General features: G+C 32.5%; 23 protein-coding genes and 1 pseudogene. 12 read left to right on the top strand and 12 right to left on the bottom strand.

Annotated elements, in window-relative coordinates:
- Positions 1-145 precede the first annotated feature (145 nt).
- From AC0L5U_RS06065 to AC0L5U_RS06025, 9 genes are all read left to right on the top strand, one after another.
- Complete coding sequence (locus AC0L5U_RS06065; protein WP_473415249.1) at positions 146-1,930, top strand: tetratricopeptide repeat protein; 1,785 nt, start codon at positions 146-148, stop codon at positions 1,928-1,930.
- A 187-nt stretch (positions 1,931-2,117) separates the two neighbouring features.
- Positions 2,118-2,693 carry an RNA polymerase sigma factor gene (locus AC0L5U_RS06060; RefSeq protein WP_473415246.1) on the top strand — a complete coding sequence of 192 codons (576 nt, stop codon included), beginning with the start codon at positions 2,118-2,120 and terminating at the stop codon, positions 2,691-2,693.
- Positions 2,693-2,869, top strand: coding sequence for a hypothetical protein (locus AC0L5U_RS06055; protein WP_473415244.1), 177 nt, complete (start codon positions 2,693-2,695; stop codon positions 2,867-2,869). The genes AC0L5U_RS06060 and AC0L5U_RS06055 overlap by 1 nt, the downstream gene beginning before the upstream one ends.
- A gap of 35 nt (positions 2,870-2,904) precedes the next feature.
- Complete coding sequence (locus AC0L5U_RS06050; protein ID WP_473415243.1) at positions 2,905-3,732, top strand: mechanosensitive ion channel family protein; 828 nt, start codon at positions 2,905-2,907, stop codon at positions 3,730-3,732.
- A 152-nt stretch (positions 3,733-3,884) separates the two neighbouring features.
- Complete coding sequence (locus tag AC0L5U_RS06045) at positions 3,885-4,586, top strand: hypothetical protein (protein WP_473415241.1); 702 nt, start codon at positions 3,885-3,887, stop codon at positions 4,584-4,586.
- 22 nt (positions 4,587-4,608) lie between these two features.
- The gene (locus AC0L5U_RS06040; RefSeq protein WP_473415239.1) at positions 4,609-5,496 is read left to right on the top strand and encodes an alpha/beta hydrolase fold domain-containing protein; all 888 of its coding nucleotides are present in this window, start codon (positions 4,609-4,611) and stop codon (positions 5,494-5,496) included.
- A 328-nt stretch (positions 5,497-5,824) separates the two neighbouring features.
- Positions 5,825-6,676 carry a helix-turn-helix domain-containing protein gene (locus AC0L5U_RS06035; RefSeq protein WP_473415237.1) on the top strand — a complete coding sequence of 284 codons (852 nt, stop codon included), beginning with the start codon at positions 5,825-5,827 and terminating at the stop codon, positions 6,674-6,676.
- A 117-nt stretch (positions 6,677-6,793) separates the two neighbouring features.
- Positions 6,794-7,180, top strand: coding sequence for a hypothetical protein (locus AC0L5U_RS06030; RefSeq protein ID WP_473415236.1), 387 nt, complete (start codon positions 6,794-6,796; stop codon positions 7,178-7,180).
- Between the two features lie 13 nt (positions 7,181-7,193).
- On the top strand, positions 7,194-7,583 hold the full coding sequence (locus tag AC0L5U_RS06025; RefSeq protein WP_473415234.1) for a DoxX family protein: 390 nt from the start codon (positions 7,194-7,196) through the stop codon (positions 7,581-7,583).
- A 309-nt stretch (positions 7,584-7,892) separates the two neighbouring features.
- Here AC0L5U_RS06025 and AC0L5U_RS06020 read toward each other — a convergent pair whose 3' ends face one another.
- From AC0L5U_RS06020 to AC0L5U_RS06005, 4 genes are all read right to left on the bottom strand, one after another.
- Entirely contained in the window at positions 7,893-8,642 is a 750-nt protein-coding gene (locus AC0L5U_RS06020) for a T9SS type A sorting domain-containing protein (RefSeq protein ID WP_473415233.1), read from the bottom strand.
- On the bottom strand, positions 8,639-9,949 hold the full coding sequence (locus AC0L5U_RS06015) for a DUF1501 domain-containing protein (RefSeq protein ID WP_473415231.1): 1,311 nt from the start codon (positions 9,947-9,949) through the stop codon (positions 8,639-8,641). Before AC0L5U_RS06015 ends, AC0L5U_RS06020 begins: the two co-directional genes overlap by 4 nt.
- A 110-nt stretch (positions 9,950-10,059) precedes the next feature.
- Positions 10,060-11,868, bottom strand: coding sequence for a DUF1800 domain-containing protein (locus tag AC0L5U_RS06010; RefSeq protein WP_473415229.1), 1,809 nt, complete (start codon positions 11,866-11,868; stop codon positions 10,060-10,062).
- 243 nt (positions 11,869-12,111) lie between these two features.
- Complete coding sequence (locus AC0L5U_RS06005; protein ID WP_473415227.1) at positions 12,112-13,533, bottom strand: L-serine ammonia-lyase; 1,422 nt, start codon at positions 13,531-13,533, stop codon at positions 12,112-12,114.
- Between the two features lie 498 nt (positions 13,534-14,031).
- On the opposite strand from AC0L5U_RS06005, the gene dnaK reads away from it, so the two are divergent.
- Positions 14,032-15,939: a molecular chaperone DnaK gene (dnaK, locus tag AC0L5U_RS06000; RefSeq protein WP_473415226.1), complete on the top strand. Its 1,908-nt coding sequence runs from the start codon at positions 14,032-14,034 to the stop codon at positions 15,937-15,939.
- Between the two features lie 168 nt (positions 15,940-16,107).
- Here the strand turns inward: dnaK and AC0L5U_RS05995 are convergent, their stop codons facing one another.
- Entirely contained in the window at positions 16,108-16,452 is a 345-nt protein-coding gene (locus tag AC0L5U_RS05995) for a DUF4377 domain-containing protein (protein ID WP_473415223.1), read from the bottom strand.
- A 115-nt stretch (positions 16,453-16,567) separates the two neighbouring features.
- Here AC0L5U_RS05995 and AC0L5U_RS05990 point away from each other — a divergent pair, with 115 nt between their 5' ends.
- Positions 16,568-17,767, top strand: a complete 1,200-nt coding sequence (locus AC0L5U_RS05990; protein ID WP_473415222.1) for a class I SAM-dependent rRNA methyltransferase — start codon at positions 16,568-16,570, stop codon at positions 17,765-17,767.
- Positions 17,768-17,810: 43 nt separating this feature from the next.
- On the opposite strand, the gene AC0L5U_RS05985 is transcribed toward AC0L5U_RS05990, so the two are convergent.
- Complete coding sequence (locus AC0L5U_RS05985; RefSeq protein WP_473415221.1) at positions 17,811-18,311, bottom strand: nicotinate-nucleotide adenylyltransferase; 501 nt, start codon at positions 18,309-18,311, stop codon at positions 17,811-17,813.
- Between the two features lie 176 nt (positions 18,312-18,487).
- On the opposite strand from AC0L5U_RS05985, the gene AC0L5U_RS05980 reads away from it, so the two are divergent.
- Positions 18,488-19,435, top strand: a complete 948-nt coding sequence (locus AC0L5U_RS05980; protein ID WP_473415218.1) for an NAD(P)H-dependent flavin oxidoreductase — start codon at positions 18,488-18,490, stop codon at positions 19,433-19,435.
- Positions 19,436-19,475: 40 nt separating this feature from the next.
- Here the strand turns inward: AC0L5U_RS05980 and AC0L5U_RS05975 are convergent, their stop codons facing one another.
- The 6 genes and pseudogenes from AC0L5U_RS05975 to AC0L5U_RS05950 form a co-directional block, all read right to left on the bottom strand.
- The gene (locus AC0L5U_RS05975) at positions 19,476-19,715 is read right to left on the bottom strand and encodes a hypothetical protein (RefSeq protein ID WP_473415217.1); all 240 of its coding nucleotides are present in this window, start codon (positions 19,713-19,715) and stop codon (positions 19,476-19,478) included.
- Between the two features lie 287 nt (positions 19,716-20,002).
- Entirely contained in the window at positions 20,003-20,365 is a 363-nt protein-coding gene (locus tag AC0L5U_RS05970) for a SnoaL-like domain-containing protein (RefSeq protein WP_473415215.1), read from the bottom strand.
- A gap of 182 nt (positions 20,366-20,547) precedes the next feature.
- Entirely contained in the window at positions 20,548-22,215 is a 1,668-nt protein-coding gene (locus AC0L5U_RS05965; protein WP_473415214.1) for a formate--tetrahydrofolate ligase, read from the bottom strand.
- 677 nt (positions 22,216-22,892) lie between these two features.
- Positions 22,893-23,268 (bottom strand): annotated as a pseudogene (locus tag AC0L5U_RS05960) (DUF2200 domain-containing protein).
- Between the two features lie 159 nt (positions 23,269-23,427).
- Positions 23,428-24,216 (bottom strand): hypothetical protein, encoded by a 789-nt coding sequence (locus AC0L5U_RS05955; RefSeq protein WP_473415212.1) that lies wholly within the window; start codon positions 24,214-24,216, stop codon positions 23,428-23,430.
- Positions 24,217-24,424: 208 nt separating this feature from the next.
- Complete coding sequence (locus AC0L5U_RS05950) at positions 24,425-25,171, bottom strand: SDR family NAD(P)-dependent oxidoreductase (RefSeq protein ID WP_473415210.1); 747 nt, start codon at positions 25,169-25,171, stop codon at positions 24,425-24,427.
- Between the last annotated feature and the right edge of the window lie 18 nt (positions 25,172-25,189).

Raw genomic sequence — 25,189 nt, 5'->3', positions numbered from 1 at the left:
ACGTAAAACTGAAAATCCACCTTATTAATTTTGAATTTTTCACAAAGATTTATCATGCTAATTTCCTTATTTCTATCAAAAGGTAATTTAAGTTTTCTATTTTAGTGAAATCTTTAATTAGTGATGAAATACCATTTAAATGAATTTGAAAAAGAAACTTTTTATTCCCTTAACTATTCTTGTTTTCTGCTTAATTTTAGCGTGTAAAAATAATTACAATGCTGAAAAATTTCCTGAAATTCCTGATTTAACAGATACAACTACATCTTTCAAAACTTATATTGATCAATCTTACGAAAGAGCTATAAATAATCCTTCTGCAGTAAATATTGGAGCTTTAGGTATTATATATCAATCTAATAATTATATAGATTCAGCCAAAAAGTGTTACAATCTAGCAACAGAAAAAGATCCTAAAGATTGGAGATGGAGTTATTATTTAGGGTGTTTAAATAAAGAGCTTGGAGATTCAGAAAATGCGATAACACAATTTAAAAATGTTTTAAAGACCAATGCTAAAGTTTATTTGGCTTCCTATTATCTAGGAGAAGCTTATCAGCAAACTAATCAAGTAAGTAATGCGAAGGAGATTTTTAAAAAACTCTCTACTTTGGACAAAAAAGCATTTTTTTATAAAAACACCAAACGAACTTCATATTTTCCTTTACCCACTTACGCTAATCTACAATTAGCAAAATTGTATTTAAATGAGAACAAAGTTGATTTGGCTGAAACACGTTTGAAAAAGCTAATTAAGGAACAAATAACTTTTGGACCAGCATATAAACAAATGAGTTTTCTATATGCTCAAAGAGGAGACAAAGCATTAAGTCGTTACTATTCAGAAAGGTCGAATGACTTGCATATTTATACCAGCCCTGTGGATACATTGCTTGATAAAATGAGTTTATATTCTAGAAATGAGAGTTTTTTGTTAAAACAAGTTGAAGATGCCAATAGAAGTAGTAATAAGCGTTGGGCTTTAGAATTGGTAACATTGGGCTTAAAAAATATGCCTGATAATAAATATTTATTATCTAAAGGTATTAAACAATTTATGGATATGAATAGTGCTAGAAGCGCATTTCCTTTTTTGGATAAGCATCTTAATGCGTTTAGTGATAATTATCAAGAATTAATTGAAGTGGGTTCTGGTTTAGTAAGGTTTGGTTTTAGTTCTGAAGCCAAAAGATATTTTGAAGCAGCTGAAAAAATACAAGGACAAAATATAGATACTAAATCTAAACTTGCAGGCTTGCTATATGAAAAATTAGGCTTGAAAGATAAAGCACTTAAACTTACCGATTCACTTTTAAAACAAAATCCAAATAACGAAAATATTTTAAGGGATGCTATTTTTTTATATATTCAAACAGAAAGCATAGATAACGCCAGAAAGTATTTATCACGATTAATACAAATTTATCCTTTGAACAAAAACATTCATGTTTTTGAGGGTATTCTAGCTGAAATTGCTGGAGCTAAGGTCAAATCTATTTTGCATTTGGAAAAAGCATTTTCTCAAAATCCAGACAATAATTATGTTTTAAATCGCTTGTCAGATTATTATAAAGAGCAAAAAAAATGGCACAAGCTAATCAACTTATATGTAAAAGCTTTGGAAGCTAAACCTAATGATTCTAGTATACAAGAAGCTTACGGTAGTTTATTGTTAAATTGTCCAGATAAAAAATTAAGAAATATAGAATTAGCTAAGGAGTATAGTGAAAGAGCATTTATTAATTACGTGTTTAATCCACAAACTAGAATTTCTGCAGGAAAATCTTTGTCACGAGCATATTCTCAATTAGGTAATAATAATAAAGCGCTTTTTTATATCACTCAAGCCATAAAGATAGCACAGATAGAACGTTCGTCTAGAGAACAGATAGCTAGTCTTCAAATGATGGCACAAGAGTTTAAAAAATAAATCGTGATTAAATTTTTATAATTGTTTAAACAATCATAAAAATTTTTTGAGTACTAAGTGCGTATGCATTAATAAGCCTTTTATTGTATAGATAAATTTTTTTTACTTTTTTTGCGAAACTATGTGACTAATTAGAGTTACGTGTGTCTTAAATAATAAGTAAAACCAATTAAGCGTTAAGCTACCCTTGAAAACCCTAGAAAATATTAACAGTACTTCGGATGAAGATCTGGTAAAAGCAATTGTTGAAAACAATGACACATTGCTTTTCGAGGTACTTTACGATAGGTATGCTGGTTTGGTTTATAACAAGTGTTATGGTTTTGCAAAGGATGGAGATGAAGCTAAAGATTTAACACAGGATGTGTTTTTAAAACTCTTTGTTAAATTGGCGAGTTTTAAAGGAAAGTCTAAATTTTCAACATGGTTATATGCTTTCACTTATAACCATTGTGTAAATTATGTAACAAGAAATACAGCAAAGAAATTTGAAAAACAATCTGTAGATTATGCAGATATAGAAAATATATCTGAAGATGAGATAGAGGATAAAGAATTTCTCAATATGCGAGTTGATAAGCTTAAAAAAGCTATGGAATTAATTTCGCCTGATGAGAAAATGATACTATTATTAAAATACCAAGACTATTTAACCATAAAAGAAATAGTTTCAGTTTTAGGAATAGGAGAGAGTGCCGTGAAAATGAGAATAAAAAGAGCGAAAGACAAATTAACCGAAGTCTACGCTAACAACCAAAACTAATGGAGAATCCATTTAACCAAATAAATAGACCGCTTAAAGAAGTTCCACCAGAACTGAAGTCGAAAGTTATGAGCGATATAGCTATGGCTAAACTCATCATGGAGTTAGCTGCTTTATTCTCTTATAATATTGGAGATATTATAGAGTCTGTAATGAAACAAAGAAAACAAGATTAAAAAGAATATAACCCTAACTAAATATTTAACTAATCATGGATAAAGCATCAGAATGGAAAGATATTGCCACAGAGTCTTTAACAGCAATGTGGCTTGAAATTTCGGCAATATTTCCTAATATTATAGGAACACTAATAGTATTAGTTGTTGGCTGGTTACTAACAAAGCTAGTCGTAAAATTAATTAAGAAAGCTTTGAAATTAGCTAATGCAAATAAGCTTGACGATAAAATAAATGAAATAGAAATTGTAGAAGGTAAAAAGCTGAATTTCGATACCATAAAAATTGTATCAAAATTTGTGAAGTATGTTATGTACATCATGTTACTAATTATGGCATTAGATATCATGAACCTTACTATGATTTCTGAAAGAATAAGTGAATTGTTGGGTTATTTGCCTCAGTTGTTTACAGCACTTGTAATTTTTACTGTCGGATTAATTTTAGCAAACTTGATAAAGAAAGGTTTGAAATCCTTTTTCGAATCCATGGATTTATCGGGCGCAAAAATTATAAGTCAGGTGGTATTCTTTATCATACTCACGTTTGTTTCAATAACTGCGTTAAACCAAGCTGGTGTTGATACTGAAATCATTACAAGTAATATTACCATGATTTTAGCAGCCTTTCTATTAGCCTTTGCTTTAGCATTTGGTTTTGGAGCGCAAAAAGTAGTTGGTGAATTGTTAAAAACGTTTTATGCCAGAAAAACATATGAAGTAGGACAAACAATAGAATTTAATGATATACGCGGCGAAGTGGAATCTATTAACGGTATATCGGTAACTATAAAAACAAAAACAGGTAAAATTATAGTGCCTATTAAAGATATTGTAGAGAGCAAAGTAAGTATACAGGATTAACTTTAAGTTAGGGTTAAAATTTGGTTGGTTACTTTTCTGTGTAACGAAAAACTCTCTACATGTTACAATCCCTTTTCATTCATTTGAAAGGGGGTTTTTATGTTTAAAAGAAAAGCAATAACTTAGAAGTTCATAAAATTTAACTATCCAACATGAGAATATTGTGCTTTTTATTTTTACTCTTAACGTTTAACTGTAAATCCACCAAAAAAAGGAGTACACTTGAAACAAGAAACCTCGTTTACTCCCAAGATTTCGAATCGCCACAAGCTATTAAAGATTTTGAAATGACAGATGACAATGCGTGGAAAATATCCAAAGGCAAAACAGGAAACGCCTTAGAACTCTTCGGGAAAAGTGAATATAAATCTAGAGTACGTTCTCCATTTAATATTGCTTTAATAAAAGATATTGTGGTGGGAGATTTTGTGTTTGAAGCTGAGCTTAATCAAACAGGAAAGGAATATGGCCATCGAGATTTATGCTTGTTTTTTGGCATGAATAGCCCCACAAATTTTTATTATGTACATATAGCAAGTAAAGCTGATGAGCATGCTAATAACATTTTTATAGTAAATGATGAGCCTAGAACATCAATAGGCACAAAATCAACTGAAGGTACAGATTGGGGAAAAAATGACTCATGGCATAAAGTAAGAATAGAGAGAGAAGTAGCCTCAGGAAGCATTAAAATATATTTCGGTGACAGTAAAACACCAATAATGGAAGCTACTGATGTGCATTTTACTGAAGGTCATATAGGTATCGGCTCTTTTGATGATACAGGTAAATTTGATAACATCAAAATTTGGTCAAATAACGTTATTGAAACCAAAAAAGGCTTTTTCAAATAGTCAACACAAATCGCTAAACATCATGAAACATAATATAGTTTTAATAGTTTTATCTGTCTTTCTTTTTACAAACGTCATAAATGCTCAAAAACGACCAGAAGTTTCAGAGTTTGTACCAAAATATGTAAGTGTTACACCAAATTTAGAATACGTAAAATACGATGATAGAACCTTGCTTCTCGATTTATACCGCCCAATAAAATACACCGGAAACCTCGCCTCTATAGTTGTAATAAGAGGTGGTGGATTCAGAGTAGGGGATAAAAACGGTTTCGCTTCCATGTCTGCAGCATTAGCAAAACAAGGTTTTGCAGCCATATGTATAGAGTATAGAGTTTCAAGCGAGAAGTTATTTCCTGCGCCTATTCTAGACACAAAGTCTGCAGTAAAATGGATTAAAGATAATGCAAAAACTTACAATTTAGACCCCGCAAAAATCGGAGTTTTAGGAGCCTCAGCAGGTGCACATTTATCAATGATGTTGGCGGTTAGCAGTCATGTTACCCAGCTAAACCCTACCAGTAATCCTGAAATGTATAAGGTACAAGCTGCTGTGGTTTTAGAAGCCGATGCAGATTTCGCCGCAGCTACTGATGATAAAAATTTAATTGATTGGTTGGGCTGCACCTACCAGGATAACCCTCAAAAATGGCAACTCGCATCGCCCATTTCGCACATTAGCAAAAATTCCGCGCCCATACTTTTCATTCATGGCGCCGACGATCCCGTTGTGCCTATAGAGCAGTCCACGGCAAGCATAAAAAAACTCATAGAAAACGATGTCTATTGCGAATTGGTGTCATTGCCAAAAATAGGGCACAATTTCTGGGGTAAGAAAAAGTGGTTTGAATTTTCCGTAAAAAGAGCCGCTCTATTTTTTAACGAACAACTTAACGAACTTAAGATATAGTATTATTATTTGGGCATTCCAGCGCTGTGGGCGGTCGGTCTTTATTTATAGGTTTTAGCTTCATGAACATAAATGTTTCGTTATATTTTTTTAAAGTATCATTTCGAGGGGAGCGAGACGAGGTAATCTTTAAAACTTAAGTTCAATTCAAAGTTAAAAGTACATTTGTTTTATAAAGTATGCCGCTTCAATCTCTAATGCGAGTATATTTGCAAAAGGTTTTTATTTAGCCAATATTTGTACATATCTGCATATTTATATTCTTCGAATAATTTATAACTTTGCTTATAGTTATATTTTGACAACCAAAAAGTGGTAAATTTATTTCATGAACGAAAATGTAGAAAATGTTATTTTTTCACGTTTTGTAGACCAAGAGATTCCTTTTGAGCTAATTACCATTAAGGAACTTTACAAACGCTGTAGTGAAAGTAATTTTGATGTATCGAATCCACACAGAATAAAATTTCATGCCTTAATGATTGTTACAGAGGGCGAAGGGTTTCATGTTATAGATTTTAAAGAAGAGGTTTTATCTCCTGGTGTGATATTACCATTAACAAAAGACCAAGTGCATGCATTTAATAAAAACCTTACGGTTAAAGGTTATATCATTTCTTTTGAAGAACGTTTTATTACTCAAAATATAAGCGAAAAGAACTTATTTCATTTTTTGCACATCTTCCACACACCAAGTATTCTTATTGGAAAAGAAAATCTGGAAACCTTAAACCCTATATTAAAATTGCTTATAGATTTGCATAAAGATTCAAATACAATCATGAAATCTGAAATTGTAAACTCCGTTTTAATGGGCTTGTTATTTCAAATAAAACGACTTTCTATTTATCAGCATAAAACTTTTGAGAGTAAACGTTTTAAAGATTTTATAAAGTTTAAACAGTTAATTACAGAACATTATCATGAAAGCCATAATGCCAAAGATTATGCCAACAAACTATCAGTATCTTACAAATATTTAAACGACATCTGCAAACAAATTACCCAAAATACAGCCAAAGCTTTTCTAGACAGTTGGTTGCTACTTGAGGCAAAACGAAACATTTCTGAAAACAAATACACTTCCCAAGAAATAGCCTTTAAAATGGGCTTTAATGAGCATTCAAATTTTATTAGATTCTTTAAAAAATTCACAGGAACTACACCAACTAAGTTTTAAAAGGGTATTTCGTTTTTTTTGACATAGTTAGAGATTGACTATTTTTTTAATAACATAGATTATCTAAAAGCTAAATGTCTGATGTAATTTTGTATCGTATAATATGAACTAAAAACGATGGACTACACTAAAGAAGTAAAGCAAACCATTGAAAGCTTGATTAAAGCTGGAACAACTTTCGATATTGGTGCTTTAGAATTAATATACCATGATAGACTTCAAGTTATAAGTATTGATGAAAATGGAGAGCTTATGGAAGCCAATAAAGAGGCATTTAAAAACTTATTCCAAATGAAACTTCATAATAACGAGCCTTCTTTAAACACATGGGCTCAGTTTAATCATATTCAAGCAGATGCCAATAAAGGTCATGTGTTAGTAACCAGAAAAGTGAAATTAAACGATGTAGAAAAACAATTGGTTTTAAGTATAGATTTAGTTAACGAAAATAACCGTTGGCAAGTAACAAGAGAAGTGATTTTCTCGCAACCTATTAAAAATTAAAAACAGATTTAGAATGAAAACAAACAAATTAATATATTGGATTGCAACAGGATTAATGTGTGCAATATTTTTATTTAGCGCATTTATGTATTTAACAAACTATGAGCGTGTAGAAGGGTTTTTCGTGAACCTTGGGTTTCCAACATGGTTAATTTATCCGTTGGCAATACTTAAAATATTGGGGGTATTGGCTGTGTTAACTAAAAAATCAACATTTTTAAAAGAGTTGGCTTATGCAGGCTTTTTATTTGATGCTATTTTAGCATTGGTAGCACATCTTGATGTTAGTGATGGCGCACATATGACAGCAATTTTAGCACTAATTTTTATAACCGTATCTTGGGTTTATGATAGAAAGGTGTTTGGGAAGTACGAGCAGAAACGTGTTGTAAATGCTGAATAAAGAGATTGATTAATTAGTTTTTGAATATTGTAAAAAGAACCTCTGTTGAGGTTGTTTTTTTGTTCGTGGTTTCCTCTTGGTGGATTCCTGCCTGTGCAGGAATGACAAAAATACTGAATTAAGAACTGAATTTGGCGGGTAGTTGCGTTAGGGATAGAAGCGGCATCCTTTTGTTTTACTTAGAAAGAAATACTGATTTTGAGGATAAGTTACTATTTATGATATGGATTCCTGCCTACGCAGGAACGACAAAAAACAAAAGATATAGCGGATAGCCCGACCCCTTTTCGGGGTAACGCCCAAAAAAATCTACTTCCTTTTTATAATTTTAAAAGTTTTTTCTTTTCCGTTTTGATTTATTTTTAGAATGTATATGCCAACTGATAAAGCGTGGCCATTAATTGGGAGTTGGTAGTTTTGAGAATCTTCTGAAATTGTGATATTGCTACTTGTGATAGTTCGTCCCTGGAGATCATACAATGAGAAATTTACGAGAGCGTTTTCGTCTAGAGACACAATTCTTAAAGAAATGCTTTCTATAAAAGGATTTGGATATACGGATGCGTTAAAGCCATCCTCTTCATTGACAACAATAAAAGGGTCTGTGATTGATATTTTTAATTCGCTCATCCCGAAACAGTCGCCGCCAAAATTGGAATTGGGTGTGATTAAAACATATCTGGCTTGAGTTTCATTAAAATTTGGACCTTCTACCCCTTGATATGTTGATTTTCCTGTGGCTTGTTCCATGTTGAATTTGCCAAGGTTTTCCCAAGTAATACCGTCTAAAGAATAGTCTATATTATATTCGTTAATACCGTAATCTAGATGTTTTGATTCGTTGACATTCCAAAATTTGGTTTCGTTAAGAACATAATCATATCCTAAATCGTACATGATCCAATGGGTTTCTCCATAGGATGAAATTGGGTTTGGAGATGTTTCGCAAGATACCCAACCATCGTACCAATTGGTACTATGCCTGTCTGGATAACATTGTGCTTGAACGAGTTGTATACTCAAAGTGAATACTAAAATTACATATAAATTTTTCATCATATCATGTTCATAAATCCTAGTGGTGGTGTACCGCTAGCGGTATCGTAAAAATTGGATAAGTTTGGTAGGATGGTGTTTAAATCTGAAGCTGCTACTCCAAACCATAGTGCTAGTTCCGCCATATATAAATCTGCTGCAGTTGTTGGTATCATAACGCCGCTTCTTAAATCAACATCACTATCTAGAGCAAGAGTAGGGTAGTCTCCATAAATTTCTTTTCCGTTTACTGCGCCTCCCATCATAAATGCGTTTCCGCCCCATGCATGATCTGTACCATTTCCGTTAGAGGTTAGTGTTCTTGAAAAATCTGAAACGCTGAATGTGGTTACACAATCATTAGTATTTAATTCAAACATTAAACTATTAAAATAATTTAAGGCATCGTTTACTTGCTTTAACTTATCTGCTTGATTGATGAGTAATTCATCATGATGATCCCATCCGCCAATTTCAACAAAGAATATTTGTCTTGAAAAACCTAAAGTATCTCTTGCAGCTATTGTTTTTGCTACCATCCTGAGTTGTTCTGCTAAATCGTTGTCTTCTGGTAATGTTGCAATAAATTCAGGGATAGTATCGACTGCTGCTTGAAATTTTAAATTAGAATCATTAGATGATTTTACAGTATTTTTATAAGTATTTTTAAAAATATCTTGATAATCTCTTTCAAGCATTGAGTTTAAGGCTTCAGTTTTTAATTCATTAAAAAGTCCATCGCCGCCATAACCTCTAATGCCCACACTACCTTCGTTTTTTATGGCATAAGGAATGATTTCATTACCTCTTTGAAAAATATTACTACCACGAAGTGAAATATTCATTGATATTTCATCATTAGAATTCATAGATTGTACTAAATCTGCAATTTTACCGCCCCAACCAATATTGGTACGTTCGTCTGGTTTTCCAGTTTGCCATTGTTGTACTTGATCTGAATGTGAAAATAAGCCAAGTGGCGTTTTAACAGTTTTATTTCTAATTTCTGTTTTATTTGAAGGCTCAATTAAAGTGCCAACATTAGAAAGAAAAGCTAGGTTTCCAGTTTCAAAAATTTGTCGCATATCACTAAATGAAGGATGTAGGCCAAATGTTCTTCCATCCGAAGTATTCGGGTTTATTTGTAGTACGTCATTTTGTGGAATAGCTAAATTAGATCGTGTTGTGGCATATTCATTATACTCATTATTTCCTTTTGGAATTAGCATATTAAATGAATCGTTTCCACCACTCATCATTAAACAAACAAGTGCTTTATAATCACCACCAAGTGTAATTATGGATGAGTTATCCATAGCCGAGGCTGCCATGGCTTTTAAGTTTATCAAGGATGAAAATAGAGTAGTGTATCCAAGTGCAGCACAGGAATTGCCTATAAATTTTCTTCTAGATATTGTATTTTTTTATGTTTTGTCATGGGTTATTTGAGTATTGTATAATCAGGACTTACTAGTATGAGGTAAAGCGCCATTTTAACTCTTAAATCTGTATATTGTACTTCGTTGCCCCAACCATTTACAATTGGGTCTACGGCTTTTATGATAATTTGTTTTGTCTCATCTGATAATTGGCCGTGAGTAAATAATTTGTCTAATTGATTGACTAGTACTTCGCTGTCTTTTGCAAAATACTTTAAAGCTTCGAAATCTAAGGCTGTACCTTCTAATTCTAACCCCCAAGTTCTTAAAACCTTATACCATCGTGTATTTGTCCAAGCATCTACTTGATTTAAATAGTTAATACTTGTTGCTGAATTATGAATTTCGAATTCTGGTGCTACCAATTTGGCATCTGTAAATTCGCTATTTGGGACATATTCAGGTAAAAAGAAATTAAATACACTTGGTGCGGAAAGTGGTGCTTGCCCCGTTGCTTTGTAAAAATCGTAAGCTATATTCCAATATCTACCATCTTCATTATCTAAATCAATTTGGCGAACTACATTAAAATAACGCATCATAGGTTCAATTAATTTGCCACTTTTTGGGTTTTCAATCCAACTACAACTTCTAGCTTCATCATCTAATAAAATAGCTTTTATTACAGCTTTCATGTCACCTCTAACACCTTTTGTATTATTAAAAGCCCCACTTACTCTTGATACATAAGCTGGAGAGGGGTTAGATTTTACCAATTGTTGAATTAAACGTAAAGCGATAAAAGGCCCAGTATTTTGGTGGTTGAATAAATGGTCAATAGCATCATCAATATCCTGCATACCTGATTGTCCACTAGGAACTGTATATCCATTTAATAACTTTTTTTCTCCTGTTTGATGCCAATCATCATACATAATCATGGGCATATCTTTTCGGGCAAAGTAATGACCTTGACCAAATGAAGGATCTCTATCTGGGAATTTATCTTCTACTCCAGAAGGACCAAGACCTGTAAATATTTTAGCAAATTCTTTTATATCGTCATTATCATAGGTTGGTATTCTATTGCCTTCTCCATCGAGAACATAAGAGCCATCCTGATTTAATTCATATAAACCTATGGTAAATAATTGCATGATTTCGCGTGCAAAATTTTCATCAGGATGAATGTTTCTATCTGGAATACTTTTTGGGTTGTTATAATGACTTAAATAAATCCCCATCATTGGATGAAGAGTAACATCTTTTAGTAGGTTTTTGAAGTTTCCAAAAGCATTGTCTTTTAAAACATCATAATAATCTCCGAAACCAATACCATAGCCTCCAAGATTTGAATTTCTAGAAATCACTAAAATTTCACTTAATGCTAGCGTTACTCTTTGTAATAGTAAATCTTCATTTTTAATATTTGCTTGCCACCAAGCATACATAAAATGTTCCCAATTAGCTGATGTTCTATCTTCTGGGTTGCCACCATTTGCAAGATATATTGAACGTGCTTCACTAAATACGTTTTGTGTTAATTGGTTGAACTCTGAAGAATTAATTGAAAATTGATTATCAATCCAATCTTCAAAAGGTTGTTCAGCAACTGATTTTATATAATCTAAATTAGTTCCGAATGTGGCTTGCGCTAAAAAACGTGATGTTTCTAACAAGCGAGCATCTAAACCTGTTCCGTTTATAGTATTTTCAGCTTTTGCTTGTTCTCTCCAATCTGTTTTAGCTTGTTGACTGCTTGAAGTTACCGTAATACCTTTGCTATGTCCTGCGCCTAAATAATCTCTATAATCTTGAGAAAAGAAATAGAGTGGCAAACAAAGTAATAGTAGTAATAATGTTCTTTTCATAGCGGTTATTAAGTTAACTCAAATATAGTTATGTAAGTTTTTTACTTCTTAATCAATTCAAATATAGATAATTAATAGATTAAAGTGTTATTTTTTCGATGAATTACATATTTGAGTTTTATTTCATCGATTGGAAATGAAAAGTATTTGTATTAATTAGAGAGATGATATAATTATTACAACGCAATAAATGTCAATTAATTACAATGAAAATATATAATGATAGGAGTATATTGTAGAATTTTAGCAATCTGTTAAATAAACGCCGACAGCCAAACCTCCTTCAGATGTTTCTTTATATTTTGAGTGCATATCCTTAGCGGTTTCCCACATGGTATTTACTACTTTGTCTAATGGAACTTTTACATTTTTAGGGTTTGTATCTAAGGCTAATTCTGCGGCGTTTATAGCTTTTATGGCTCCCATGGCATTACGTTCTATACAGGGTATTTGAACTAAACCGCCAATAGGGTCGCAGGTTAAACCTAAATGATGTTCCATGGCTATTTCTGCGGCTATTAAAACCTGTTCTGGTGTTCCGCCTAACAATTCTGTTAATGCTCCAGCAGCCATAGCTGATGATACACCGATTTCTGCTTGACAACCACCCATAGCGGCACTAATTGTTGCGCCTTTTTTAAAGATGCTTCCTATTTCTCCAGCTACTAGTAAGAATTTTTTAATATCATCAAAATCACCATCGTGGTTTTCAATAACCAAATAATACATTAAAACTGCTGGAATTACACCAGCACTTCCGTTGGTTGGTGCTGTTACTACTCGTCCTAATGCTGCATTAACTTCGTTTACTGCTAAAGCAAAACAGCTTACCCATTTTAGTATTTGACGGAATTTAACTTCTGTATCTCGGATACTGTAAATCCATTCCACAGCGTTATTATAAGGTGTTATACCTTTTAAATTTTTATGCATTCCGTATGCACGGCGTGTTACGTTTAAGCCACCTGGCAGTTTACCTTCAGTATGGCAACCCGAGTACATGGAATCCAGCATGGTATCCCAAATGCGTTTTAATTCTGAATCGATTTCCGTTTCTGTGCGAATGGATTTTTCGTTTTCTAAAACAACTTGGGATATGGGTTGGTTTAAAGTTTTACAAAACTGAAGTAACTCTGTTCCTTTTTCAATAGGATAAGGAAATGAACATTTTATTTCGAAATTTCTTTTTGAGTTTTTTCGTTCTTCTTTAACGACAAATCCGCCACCTATAGAGTAGAATGTTGAGGGGGTCTTTTTTCCATTACAGATTGCTGAGAATTTTAGACCATTAGCATGAAATGGTAAAAATTTTCTATTAAAAAGAATGTCTGTTTTAGGATTGAAGGCTAAGACTATTTCATTATTAAATCCTAAAGTGTTGGTGTTTTTTATTTGTGTAATGATGGTGCTAATATTTTCTGTAGGAATGGTTTCAGGGTTGGCGCCATATAAGCCCAGCATGACAGCATAATCTGTGGCGTGTCCTTTTCCTGTTAGAGATAAGGACCCGTATAGGTTGACGGTTACTTTTTCTACGCTATAAAATTTGTTTGTGGTTTTCAATTCTTTAATCCAACGTTCGGCTGCTCGCCATGGTCCGAGTGTGTGAGAACTTGAAGGACCAATACCTATTTTTAGCATGTCGAATATTGATATACATTCCATATTACGAAAACGTTATAGTTGGGCAAATATAGATTGTTTTTTTGTTTTATTTTTTTGACTTGTATTTAAGGGGTGGATTATTCTTGTGAGTATTTTGTTAAGATTTGCTGATATTTTTTGTCGCGTAAAGCCTCTAAGACGCATAGTTGAACACGTATGGGGAAGTCTGAAGCCTTAGATTGAGACTTAAAATTAAAATGAATTTATATGGATATGTAATAACTATCCTTTTATGCTCTATTGTTGACAGGGCTAACCCGAGCAAGGAATTGAATAGTAAAAAAATTGTATTTATGAATTTAAAAATAGAAACTAATGAGTAATGTAATGCCTGACCCTTTTAGTGTTGCATCCAAAAAATGACAGGATAATATTCAGAAAACTGTGACTACAACTACTAACTTAAAATATGACACTATGTCATAATTTTTTGGTTGGCATAATGATTGACTTATACACCCTGAAATTAAAAATGAACATTCAAAATTAAAATATATTATGAGTAAAATTATTGGAATCGATTTAGGAACAACCAACTCTTGCGTTTCTGTGATGGAAGGTAATGAGCCTGTTGTAATCCCAAACGCGGAAGGTAAACGTACTACGCCATCGGTGATTGCATTTGTAGAAGGTGGAGAGATTAAGGTTGGTGATCCGGCGAAAAGACAAGCGGTAACAAACCCAACAAAAACGGTTTATTCTATTAAACGTTTTATGGGGAATAAATATTCTGAGTCTAAAAAAGAAGCAGAACGTGTACCTTATAAAGTTGTGAAAGGCGATAATGACACGCCTAGAGTTGATATTGAAGGACGCTTATATACGCCTCAAGAATTAAGTGCTATGATTCTTCAAAAAATGAAGAAAACGGCTGAGGATTATTTAGGAACTGATGTTTCAAGAGCAGTTATTACTGTACCTGCTTACTTTAATGATTCTCAGCGTCAAGCGACTAAAGAAGCTGGTGAGATTGCTGGTTTAAAAGTAGAGCGTATTATTAATGAGCCTACTGCTGCTGCTTTAGCATACGGTATGGATAAAAAAGGTACGGACCAAAAAATAGTGGTTTTTGACTTTGGTGGAGGAACACATGATGTATCTATCCTTGAATTAGGTGATGGTGTATTTGAAGTGCTTTCTACGGATGGTGATACACACTTAGGTGGTGATGATGTTGATGAAAAAATCATTAACTGGTTAGCTGATGAGTTTCAAGCTGAAGAAAATATGGATTTACGTAAAGACCCAATGTCTTTACAACGTTTAAAGGAAGCAGCTGAAAAAGCTAAGATTGAATTATCATCTTCTGCGCAAACAGAAATTAACTTACCTTATATTACAGCTACTGCAAGTGGACCAAAACACTTAGTGCGCACATTAACACGTTCTAAATTCGAACAATTAATTGACGATTTAGTAAAACGTACTATCGAGCCATGTGAGTCTGCTTTAAAAGCGGCTGGTTTAAGTAAAAGTGATATTGACGAAGTAATTTTAGTAGGTGGTTCTACACGTATTCCTGCGGTACAAGCAGCGGTTGAAAAATTCTTTGGAAAAGCACCAAGTAAAGGTGTGAATCCTGATGAAGTTGTTTCTTTAGGTGCTGGTATCCAAGGTGGTGTTTTAACTGGAGATGTTAAAGATGTATTACTTTTAGATGTAACGCCTTTATCTCTTGGTATTGAAACTATGGGCAATGTGTTTACGAAGCTTATTGACGCGAATACTACGATTCCTACTAAGAAATCTCAAGTATTCTCGACAGCAGCAGATAATCAGCCTTCTGTTGAGATTCACGTATTACAAGGTGAAAGAGCTATGGCAGCAGATAACAAAACTATTGGACGTTTCCATTTAAGTGATATTCCACCAGCTAGACGTGGAACACCACAAATTGAAGTAACGTTTGATATTGATGCTAATGGTATCATTAAAGTATCGGCTGAAGATAAAGCAACTGGTAAGAAACAAGATATTAGAATTGAAGCATCTTCAGGTTTAAGCGAAGAGGAAATCGAGAAAATGAAAGCGGATGCTGAAGCAAATGCTGAAGCAGATAAAGCTGCAGCAGAAAATGCTCAGAAATTAAATGAAGCGGATTCTATGATTTTCCAAACTGAAAAACAATTAGAAGAGTTTGGTGATAAATTATCGGAAGATAAGAAACAACCAATCGTTGATGCTTTAGCAGAATTGAAAACAGCTTACGAATCTAAAGATTTAGAGGTTATTACACCTGCTTTAGATAAAATAAACGAAGCTTGGAAAGTAGCATCTGAAGAAATGTATAAAGCACAAGCTGAAGCTCAAGGTGGCGCGCAACCAGGACCAGACGCTGGTGCAGGTGAGCAAGCTCAAGCTGAAGGTAATGATGTTGAAGACGTTGACTTTGAGGAAGTAAAGTAAAATTAGTTGTCATTTCTACGAAGGCAGGAATCTCAGCAAAAATACTCTGTGCGTTATAGGTTAGAATCCTATATTTTCCACTAAGATTTTTTTTCAGGAGGATTAGCTCAGTTTGGTAGAGTGGCAGTTTTGAATAGTAAAAACGCAACCATTTTTGGTTGCGTTTTTTTATTCTTCAGGTTCTTTACTGATAATTTTTTTAAGCGAATATTTAATGGAACTCGCATCAGCTGGGGGATTATCAATATTTATTTTAGTTACACTAATTTTATAAATATATCCTTCTTCATATAAGTCGTCAAACCCTTCAATACTATCATAAAATAATTCCCATGAATTCTCATTAATTATTTCATTTTCTTGAATTTTATAACACATTTGTTCTGCTACACCTGTACAATCAACACGTTCAGAGTCAACCCAAATTGATTCTGTTTTTAAGGAGTCATCATTAGAACAGGAAAGGTTAAAAATAATTAAAAGTAATAAAACTATGTATTGGCAATTTTTCATAAGTGTTTTTTAACTTAGATGTAAAATGCTAAAAAAGGTTGCGCAAATAATATTAAAGTTTATTGATTTTTAATAAATATAAAACTCATACTTTTGAGTGACTTTAAAATGACTCATGCCTTTTTCATATAAAATAAAATCAAATTATAAACCAAAACGTTTAGCCGTAAAACTAAATGCTAAAGGAGAGCAATTTGTTGTAAAAGAACATCCTTGGGTTTTTTCAAATAATATTACTAAAATAAATGATGATGCCAAATCTGGAGATTTAGCAATCATATTTAGTAAAAATAAAAATAGAGTTATTGGCTTGGGTTTGTATGATGCAAATTCGCCAATTCGTATTAAAATGCTGCATAGCAGCCCTAAAAAAGTAGAAATTAATGCTGCTTTTTTTCAACTTAAAATTAAAGAAGCTTATTTTAAAAGGCAATCGTTATTAAAAACAAATACTAACAGTTACCGCTTGTTGTTTGGTGAGAACGATGGATTTCCTGGACTAATAGCAGATGTTTATGCATCTGTTTTAGTTGTAAAAATATATTCTGAAATATGGTTGCCGTATTTAGAAACTATTATTCCTAGTTTACAAGAAATTTCAGGGGTTGAAACGGTTGTTATTAGATTAAGCAGAGGTTTAGAAAAATCAAAGCTTCATAAAATTGAAAATGGAGAAGTTGTATACGGAACTTTAAATAATGAAGTTATAGAATTTATAGAACATGGCGTTAATTTTTCAGCAAACGTTATCAAAGGTCATAAAACAGGCTATTTCCTAGACCATCGAGCAAATAGAAAGCAAGTAGGCGATTGGAGTAAAGGAAAAACGGTATTGGATGTATTTAGTTATGCTGGTGGTTTTTCGGTGCATGCTTTAGCAAATGGTGCTAAAGAAGTAACGAGTTTAGATATTAGTAAACAAGCTTTAGAAATAGCCATTGAAAATGGGAAGCTGAACAACTATTCTGGAAAACATAAAATAATAGCAGGTGACGCTTTCGCAGAGTTAAAGAATCTCATTAAAAATAGAGTGACGTTTGATGTTGTAGTAATTGATCCTCCAAGTTTTGCAAAACAAGCTTCAGAAATTGACTTAGCTAAAAAGAAATATGCTCAGTTAGCAGAGTTAGGAGAACAGTTAACCTCTAAAAACGGATTACTAGTTCTAGCATCTTGCTCTTCAAGAGTTTTAGCTGAAGATTTTTTTGAAATAAATCGTAAAATGTTCTCTTCAATACATAGAGTGTTTGAATTAATATTGAAAACCCAACACGATATTGATCATCCCGTTGGGTTTCCTGAAGGGCTTATTTAAAATGTGGGTATTACCGTTTTAGTGATTAAGCTGTTGTGTTGGCCTAAATAAAATCTCCTTTTTCATTTGTTCTTACTGTGAGAATCTTATCCTTATTTTTAATTTTCATTTTATACTCCTGCTTTAAGGAATCTTTATCAACATGGTATTTAATGTAATACACATCTTCAACTATTCCCCAGTTAGGAAAACGTTTTGAAACTGCTTGCATAACAACTAAAGGCAATCTTACATTATTGTATTTTTCAATTGTTCTTACAATTTTACCATTGATATCATAAGCAGCAACTATCTTTCCTTTAGGGATATAAAAATGAACACTATAAGTGTCATGTACATCATCGTAAAGTTTAGACTGTTCTATATTTTTATAATTCAGAACTTCTTTTTCTAATTTTTTAACGTGTTCAGGAGCATCATTTTTATCTACAGCATCTAAATATTTGTAATTTACTGATATAACTGTTTCTGGTAATTCTACTGTTTGTGAATTAACTTGAGTGGTGAGTACAAATAGAAATAGACTCAATATTATTTTTTTCATGACTAGTATATTATTTAATTTTCAAATCAAAATTAACTATGCGTGCATAATAAAAAAATGATAAAAGTCATGAAAGTCAGATATTTATATGATTTTTTCTAGTACGGTTTTATAACTAATTGATAACCAATTACTATGCATGCATAATAATTTGCTATATTTGAAAAAAATATTTTATGGTTACTAAACTCACAAAACTTCTCAATATAAAGTATCCAATTATTCAAGCTCCCATGTTTTTGGTGTCAAATGTTGATATGGTTAAAGAAGCAATGTATGGGGGAATAGCAGGTTGTATTCCAGCTTTAAATTATAGAACTTTGGATGAGTTAAGAGTAGCTCTACGAGAATTAAAAGCTAAAAAGCCAGAAGAAGGATCGTTTGGTTTCAACTTAATAGTAAACAAATCCAACGTAAAATATAAAGGACAATTAGAAGTGATTTGTGAAGAAGGTTGCGATTTTATCATTACTTCATTAGGAAGTCCAGAGGAAACTATAAACCAAGCGCATAAAGTTGGTATTAAAGTATTCTGTGATGTTACCGATTTAAAATTTGCAAAAAAAGTTGAAGGTTTAGGAGCAGATGCAATTATAGCAGTAAATAATCAAGCAGGAGGACACCGAGGAAATCAATCTCCAGAAGCATTGATTAAAGAATTGAGTGCAAACTGTAACATTCCTATTATTTCAGCAGGAGGGGTTGGGTGTAAAGCTGATATTGATGAAATGTTAAGTTACGGTGCAGAAGGTGTTTCGGTTGGAAGTCCGTTTATAGCATCAATAGAAGCTGGAGTTACTGAGGAGTATAAACAAGCCTGTGTAGATTATGGAGCAGAAGACATAGTTATGACAGAACGTATTTCAGGAACTCCATGTACGGTCATCAATACACCTTACGTTCAAAAAATTGGCACAAAGCAAACCTGGTTAGAATCCGTTTTAAATAAAAATAAAAAACTAAAAAAGTGGGTGAAGATGATTCGCTTTTCAATAGGGATGAATGCCACAAAAAATGCTGCCACTAAAGCAACTTACAAAACGGTTTGGGTAGCAGGGCCAAGTATAGAGCACAGCAATGCAATTTTACCAACTAAAAGAATTATAGAAAGACTTGTAAAATAATTTCTAAAATCAAATACAATTTTAAGTAATAAAAACAGAGTTATTCCACTTTAACCAATTCCAACATCAAATCTTTTTTCTGAATATCATTCTTTTTAGAAATACAAAAATAGGAGTTGCCGTCAGTTTTAACGATTTCAACTTCAAACACTTTTCCAACAACATGTTGTAATTTAGGTATTGATACTTTGGTACAAGTCAGTTTAAATTTACAATCCGAAATCCATGTTATAGAATTATTAATTACAAGCCCACTTTTTATATTCGTTTCTATCTGCATATCATCTTTTCTGCTCACTTTCCAGTCAACATATGAAGTATCTGCGTAAACAAAATTGCCAGTTTTGAATTTATTACAAGCTTTATTTTGGCTAAAAGTTGATAGGGAGAAAAATGAAAATAGCAAAAAAACTAGCATTCTCATAAGATTATAGGATTTGGTTGGTATTACCAAATATAACGATTTTTCTTATAAATATTTAAGAATATCTAGTGAAATATGTGTTTTATGTATAAAAAAAGCTTCAATTTAGGTATTGAAGCTTCTTAAGTTTTAAATATTATAAGTTACATTGTATAAAAAAACTGCTCATTCACAATTTTACCATCATTAACCTCAAACACACAAACCTCTTCCATTTGCTGTCTTCCGCGGTCTTTAAACGTCACGTCAAAACTCATTTTAGTTGTAAAATGATTATCAGCAACCATTGGGTCCGAAATCTCACCACCATGAAACTCCACCACATTATCCAGCCATTGTTTACTCTTATCCCAAACATTTTGTTTACCTGTAACCACTTCGCCATAAGGTACTCCAGGCATTTCTTTACTCGTTACATTCTCGCCATAAAGCTCCTGTATGCACTCTAAATTTTTTCCCTCACGGCACATTTGCGCCCACTTATTTGCAACCTCTTGCGTATTCATAATTTTAATTTGTTTTGATGAATCATAAAAGTATTAAAATTTTAAACACGCTAATCTTAATAAAATGTTATGATTTCAAAAATTAATTATTTGAGTGTTACCTCAAAAACGGGGGGAGGCTTTAAGTGATGTACATCAATTCTTAAATTTTCAGTTTAAGAATAAACTTAAGCCGAAATATACTAGAATAATCCAGTAATCTCTCCATCTTTATCAATGTCAATATGTTCAGATGCTGGATGCGCAGGAAGCCCAGGCATACGCATAATATCTCCCGTTATTGGTATTAAAAAGCCTGCACCGGCAGCAATTTCTATTTCTCTCACGGTAATAATAAAGTCCTTAGGTCTACCAAGTAGCTTCGGGTTATCAGATAAAGATTTTTGAGTTTTAGCAATACAAACAGGAAGGTGTTCTAAACCTAAGTTAGCTATTTTCTTCAATTGCGCTTTAGCTTTAGAGTTATAGTCCACATGTTCAGCACCATAAATTTCAGTTGATATAGTATTTATTTTATCCTTAATAGCAGATTCCCATTTGTATAAAGGTTTAAAATCCGAAACATTAGACTCCACCACTTCAATTACCTGTTGCGCCAATTCAATAGCGCCTGCTCCACCTTTAGCCCAAACATCAGCTAGAGCAACCCTAATATCATTGGCAGCAGCAAATTGCTTTATCAAATCAATTTCTGCTTCCGTATCTGTTGTAAATTTATTAATAGCAATAATGGGTGCTACGTTAAATTTAGCAATATTCTCTAGGTGTTTTTCTAAATTGGGTAATCCTTTTTCTAAGGCTTCTAAATTTGGCTCAGTAAGCAATTTTAAATCCGCACCACCGTGATATTTTAAAGCACGAATGGTTGTGGTTAAAACTACAGCCTTAGGTTGTAATCCTGCACTTTGGCATTTAATATCAAAGAATTTTTCTGCACCTAAATCAAAACCAAAACCAGCCTCAGTAACCGTGTAATCAGAATGCGACATACCCATTAAGGTAGCAATAACCGAATTTGTTCCTTGAGCAATATTAGCAAAAGGTCCACCATGAATAATAGCAGGGTTTCCTTCTATGGTTTGCACTAAATTAGGTTTTATAGCATCTTTTAAAAGGGCTGTCATAGCACCTTGAGCTTTCAAATCTCTTGCGTAAACTGGTTTTTTATTAAAAGTATAACCAATAAAAATATTACCTAAACGTTCCTTTAAATCCAATAAATTTTCAGCTAAACACAAAATAGCCATAATCTCAGATGCTGCAGTAATATCAAAACCAGTTTCTCTAGGTACTCCAGATGTTGTACCGCCTAAACCAACAATAACTCGTCTAAGCGCTCTATCATTTAAATCAACAACACGTTTCCAGCTAATGGTTCTAGGGTCTATGTGTAAAGAATTCGTTTTACTTTGTATGTTATTATCTATAATGGCGGCAAGCAAATTATGAGCTTTTTCAATAGCTGAAAAATCACCAGTAAAATGCAAATTAATATCCTCCATTGGTAGTACTTGCGAATATCCACCTCCAGTAGCCCCACCTTTAATTCCAAAAACAGGCCCTAAAGATGGTTCTCTTAAAACCACCGTAGTTTGTTTTTTAAGTCGGTTTAAACCTTCAGACAAACCAATAGACATCGTTGTTTTTCCTTCCCCTGCAGGAGTTGGCGAAATGGCCGAAACCAGAATAAGGTTACTCTGTTCTACTTTTAGTTTATCAATAAAACGTAACGGAATTTTAGCTTTATACTTTCCATACATCTCAATGCTATCGGCATCAATTCCAAACGCTTCAGCAATTCTAGTAATCGGTTCAATCGCAATAGTTTTAGCAATTTGTATATCAGTCATAAAGTTTGCATTTATGTTATCAAAAAATTAACGAATTTAAAAGTATGAAATTTAGCTTTCAGAAACCTTGATTTTTGTCATATAACCAAATGCTGTAAAAATAAATATCTTCTAAAAAATATTTGGGTGTTACACAAGGGGAGTGCTTTCCGTTCCAAGTCCTCGCACTTCCTTCGTCAGGCTTTGCGTTATCCACTTCAATCCCTAAGGCAGGTGAGTTTGTTAGTTTGGTTTTTTATAAGTAGTTTATTCTGTTTTATAGAGGTTTGTTTAAAGATCTTGTGTGTCATTTTGTTCTGTTTGCTATTCACGTTCTTTCTACTCAAATTAATTCAGTTTCCGCTTTCTATCAATTAATATTTATATAAATAATCCTAAAGCTGGAATAAATAATACATAAGTAATCCAAGTAACACAATCCATCTTTTTCGATTGGAGTTTTCAAGTAGGTAATTTACAAAGTAGTTACATCAAACTAGTGTTGTACAAAGTCTTTATATGGTATAAATATTTCAGTTCCTTTCTTCAATCAAATTCTACAATACCAAGATAATACTATTTCAATTATGCATGAAAAAACGCCACTCGATTCTAGCTTCAATATACAATAGGTTTTTGCTATTAGCTTTCAATTGCTCTACCATTTTAATTAACTATACATGTTTTTAGCACCAGATTTATTTCTTTTCTTCCCGTAAAATTTTCTGCATTTTACGACCTCTTGCTAATTCATCAATGAGCTTTTCCATACGTCTACATTGTTTATAGACTTCAAATTCATCTTTTATTTCTTCAATTCGATAACCACAAACAACTCCTTTAATCAAGTGTGCATTGGGATGTATTTTAGCTTTTTGAAAAAAGTTCTAAAAGTTACTTTCTCTTCAATAAGTGCATGTAAATCATCTTTATCAAAACCGGTAAGCCATTCTATTACTTGGTTGAGTTCTTCTTTTGTTCTGCCATTCTTCTCTAATCTATTCAAATAAAGTGGATAAATGGATGCAAATATCATATTAGCGACTTTTTCATTTTTTCGGTAGTAACTTTCATCTTTATATGATTTTGAATTAATTGGTGCTAAAGGTGTAGGTGTTATGGCCAGTTTGGGAAGATAAAGCGAATCATTTTCCCTCTAAGTCTAAAGATAATAAATAAGATCGAATTTCTGAGAGTAATTTCTACCGCGATTAATTACACATGTTGTTAACTCTAGTTATAAAACCGTTTCATCATTTCAAATTCAGTATTTGCCATGCTCAATATTAAAGAATAGCCTTTGGGAATTGACTTACTTGATTTGAAATGTCGTTCCATTTCTTTTAGTGAATCTTCTGCTTTTGCTAACTTACCATTAAGTAGCCAATATTCTCCTTGATACAGATAGCCATATAGTTTATCAACATCACTTGCTGAATCAGAATTCAACAATTCATCTAAGAGTGTTTTCACTTTTTTATCATTCTTAAAATTATCATCAAAAAGGTAAAAGTCGATTAATGAATAAATACTTTCATTTTTCTTTTCATTTTCAAGTTCTTTTGAATATAAATCTTTCCTGTAAACTAGTTTCTCTTTTTTCATGGTATACCATCTGTAAACTGAGTTATGTTTATCAATTTTTTCTTCAAATACTCTAGTTTTATTATTGAAATTAGTCGCTAAAACCATTAAATCACCAATTTTACTATCCATGATGATACTAAATGCTAATCTGGCATCTGGTTTACCATCTTGTTTAATAATAACTAAAACTTTATCTTTTTCTGTGATACTGAAATATGCTTTATCTAAAATGTTATGCATTTCATCATTACTAAGTTGCTTATATAAATCAGTCATGTAAAAAGCATCAGCAAAAGTATGATGAACAAAATAAAAGATATTTGTTCCGAATTGATTTTTTGAAAAAGTTTCACCTTTTTGAATTTCGATTTGGTTTTGTCCGGTAGCAAATGAAGAAACTATAAGTGCGAATAGAATTGTCAAATATTTGTTCATATAGGTGTTTAATTTGAGCTAAAGGTCTTGTATAAGAACAGTAGAGTAGAAAATAGGATGTTTCCTTTTGGTAAGCAACAAGTCCTAATTTTTAACTTTTTCGTTTTAAAAATACTAAATTTAAAAATAGGGAGACTTTGATAATACAAAACTACTTTTGTATCAAGCCAAAATCTCCTTATTTTTTTTTATACTTTGTTGTTTGCATTTAGTTTCTTCCAGCCATTATTCCACCGTCCGTATCCCAAATTGCACCTGTTATCCAAGATGCATCATCGGATAATAAGAATACGATACTATTTGAAATGTCTTGTGGTTTACCAATGCGACCAATTGGATGAAAACCATTGAAACCATCCAAAGCTTTTTCTGCTTCATCTTTACCACCAAAAACTCCATGATAAACAGGTGTATTAACTACTGCTGGCGATACAGCATTTACTCTAATGTTATAATCAGCTAATTCCATAGCTAAATGCTGTGTCAATGAATGAAGTCCTGCCTTTTGCATTGAATAGGCAGATGAAGGTGTTGCTTTTACTGCTTGTTTCGCCCACATTGAACCAACATTAACAATTGAACCTCCATTTGTATTCTTCATTTTTTTTGCGATTGCTTGTGTTAAAAAGAAAAATCCTCTGTTTAAATCAAGATATGAATTGTAATCTTCATTTGTATGTTCTAAAAAAGGTTTTGGACCAAAAATCCCAGAAGCATTAACCAAATAATCAATGTTTTTTATTTCATTAATTTCACCAATCAATTTTTCAAGCTGAACACTATCGGTTATATCTGATTTGTGTTTAACTAGATTTGGAAGGTTCTCAACCTTATCAGTACTTCTCCCAATGATATGAACAGTTGCTCCTTCATTCAGTAAATGATTTGCGGTGGCTTTTCCAATTCCGCTTGTTCCACCAACGATGATGGCTACTTTGTTTTCAAACTTTTTCATTTGTAAAAATTAAAAATT

The organism is Jejuia sp. G7-7 (genome assembly GCF_055808955.1).
Note: the sequence above shows the minus strand (reverse complement) of the source record. Positions and strands in the feature narration are given on the sequence as shown.

Coding starts and splice junctions, on each gene's coding strand:
- AC0L5U_RS05990 (WP_473415222.1), top strand. CDS start 16,568: ATGCCTTTTTCATATAAAATAAAATCAAATTATAAACCAAAACGTTTA.
- AC0L5U_RS05970 (WP_473415215.1), bottom strand. CDS start 20,365: ATGAATACGCAAGAGGTTGCAAATAAGTGGGCGCAAATGTGCCGTGAG.
- AC0L5U_RS05975 (WP_473415217.1), bottom strand. CDS start 19,715: ATGCAGATAGAAACGAATATAAAAAGTGGGCTTGTAATTAATAATTCT.
- AC0L5U_RS06040 (WP_473415239.1), top strand. CDS start 4,609: ATGAAACATAATATAGTTTTAATAGTTTTATCTGTCTTTCTTTTTACA.
- AC0L5U_RS06010 (WP_473415229.1), bottom strand. CDS start 11,868: ATGAAAAGAACATTATTACTACTATTACTTTGTTTGCCACTCTATTTC.
- AC0L5U_RS05980 (WP_473415218.1), top strand. CDS start 18,488: ATGGTTACTAAACTCACAAAACTTCTCAATATAAAGTATCCAATTATT.
- AC0L5U_RS06020 (WP_473415233.1), bottom strand. CDS start 8,642: ATGATGAAAAATTTATATGTAATTTTAGTATTCACTTTGAGTATACAA.
- AC0L5U_RS05950 (WP_473415210.1), bottom strand. CDS start 25,171: ATGAAAAAGTTTGAAAACAAAGTAGCCATCATCGTTGGTGGAACAAGC.
- AC0L5U_RS06035 (WP_473415237.1), top strand. CDS start 5,825: ATGAACGAAAATGTAGAAAATGTTATTTTTTCACGTTTTGTAGACCAA.
- AC0L5U_RS05955 (WP_473415212.1), bottom strand. CDS start 24,216: ATGAACAAATATTTGACAATTCTATTCGCACTTATAGTTTCTTCATTT.
- AC0L5U_RS06055 (WP_473415244.1), top strand. CDS start 2,693: ATGGAGAATCCATTTAACCAAATAAATAGACCGCTTAAAGAAGTTCCA.
- AC0L5U_RS06005 (WP_473415227.1), bottom strand. CDS start 13,533: ATGGAATGTATATCAATATTCGACATGCTAAAAATAGGTATTGGTCCT.
- AC0L5U_RS05995 (WP_473415223.1), bottom strand. CDS start 16,452: ATGAAAAATTGCCAATACATAGTTTTATTACTTTTAATTATTTTTAAC.
- dnaK (WP_473415226.1), top strand. CDS start 14,032: ATGAGTAAAATTATTGGAATCGATTTAGGAACAACCAACTCTTGCGTT.
- AC0L5U_RS06015 (WP_473415231.1), bottom strand. CDS start 9,949: ATGGCAGCCTCGGCTATGGATAACTCATCCATAATTACACTTGGTGGT.
- AC0L5U_RS05965 (WP_473415214.1), bottom strand. CDS start 22,215: ATGACTGATATACAAATTGCTAAAACTATTGCGATTGAACCGATTACT.
- AC0L5U_RS05985 (WP_473415221.1), bottom strand. CDS start 18,311: ATGAAAAAAATAATATTGAGTCTATTTCTATTTGTACTCACCACTCAA.
- AC0L5U_RS06025 (WP_473415234.1), top strand. CDS start 7,194: ATGAAAACAAACAAATTAATATATTGGATTGCAACAGGATTAATGTGT.
- AC0L5U_RS06045 (WP_473415241.1), top strand. CDS start 3,885: ATGAGAATATTGTGCTTTTTATTTTTACTCTTAACGTTTAACTGTAAA.
- AC0L5U_RS06050 (WP_473415243.1), top strand. CDS start 2,905: ATGGATAAAGCATCAGAATGGAAAGATATTGCCACAGAGTCTTTAACA.
- AC0L5U_RS06030 (WP_473415236.1), top strand. CDS start 6,794: ATGGACTACACTAAAGAAGTAAAGCAAACCATTGAAAGCTTGATTAAA.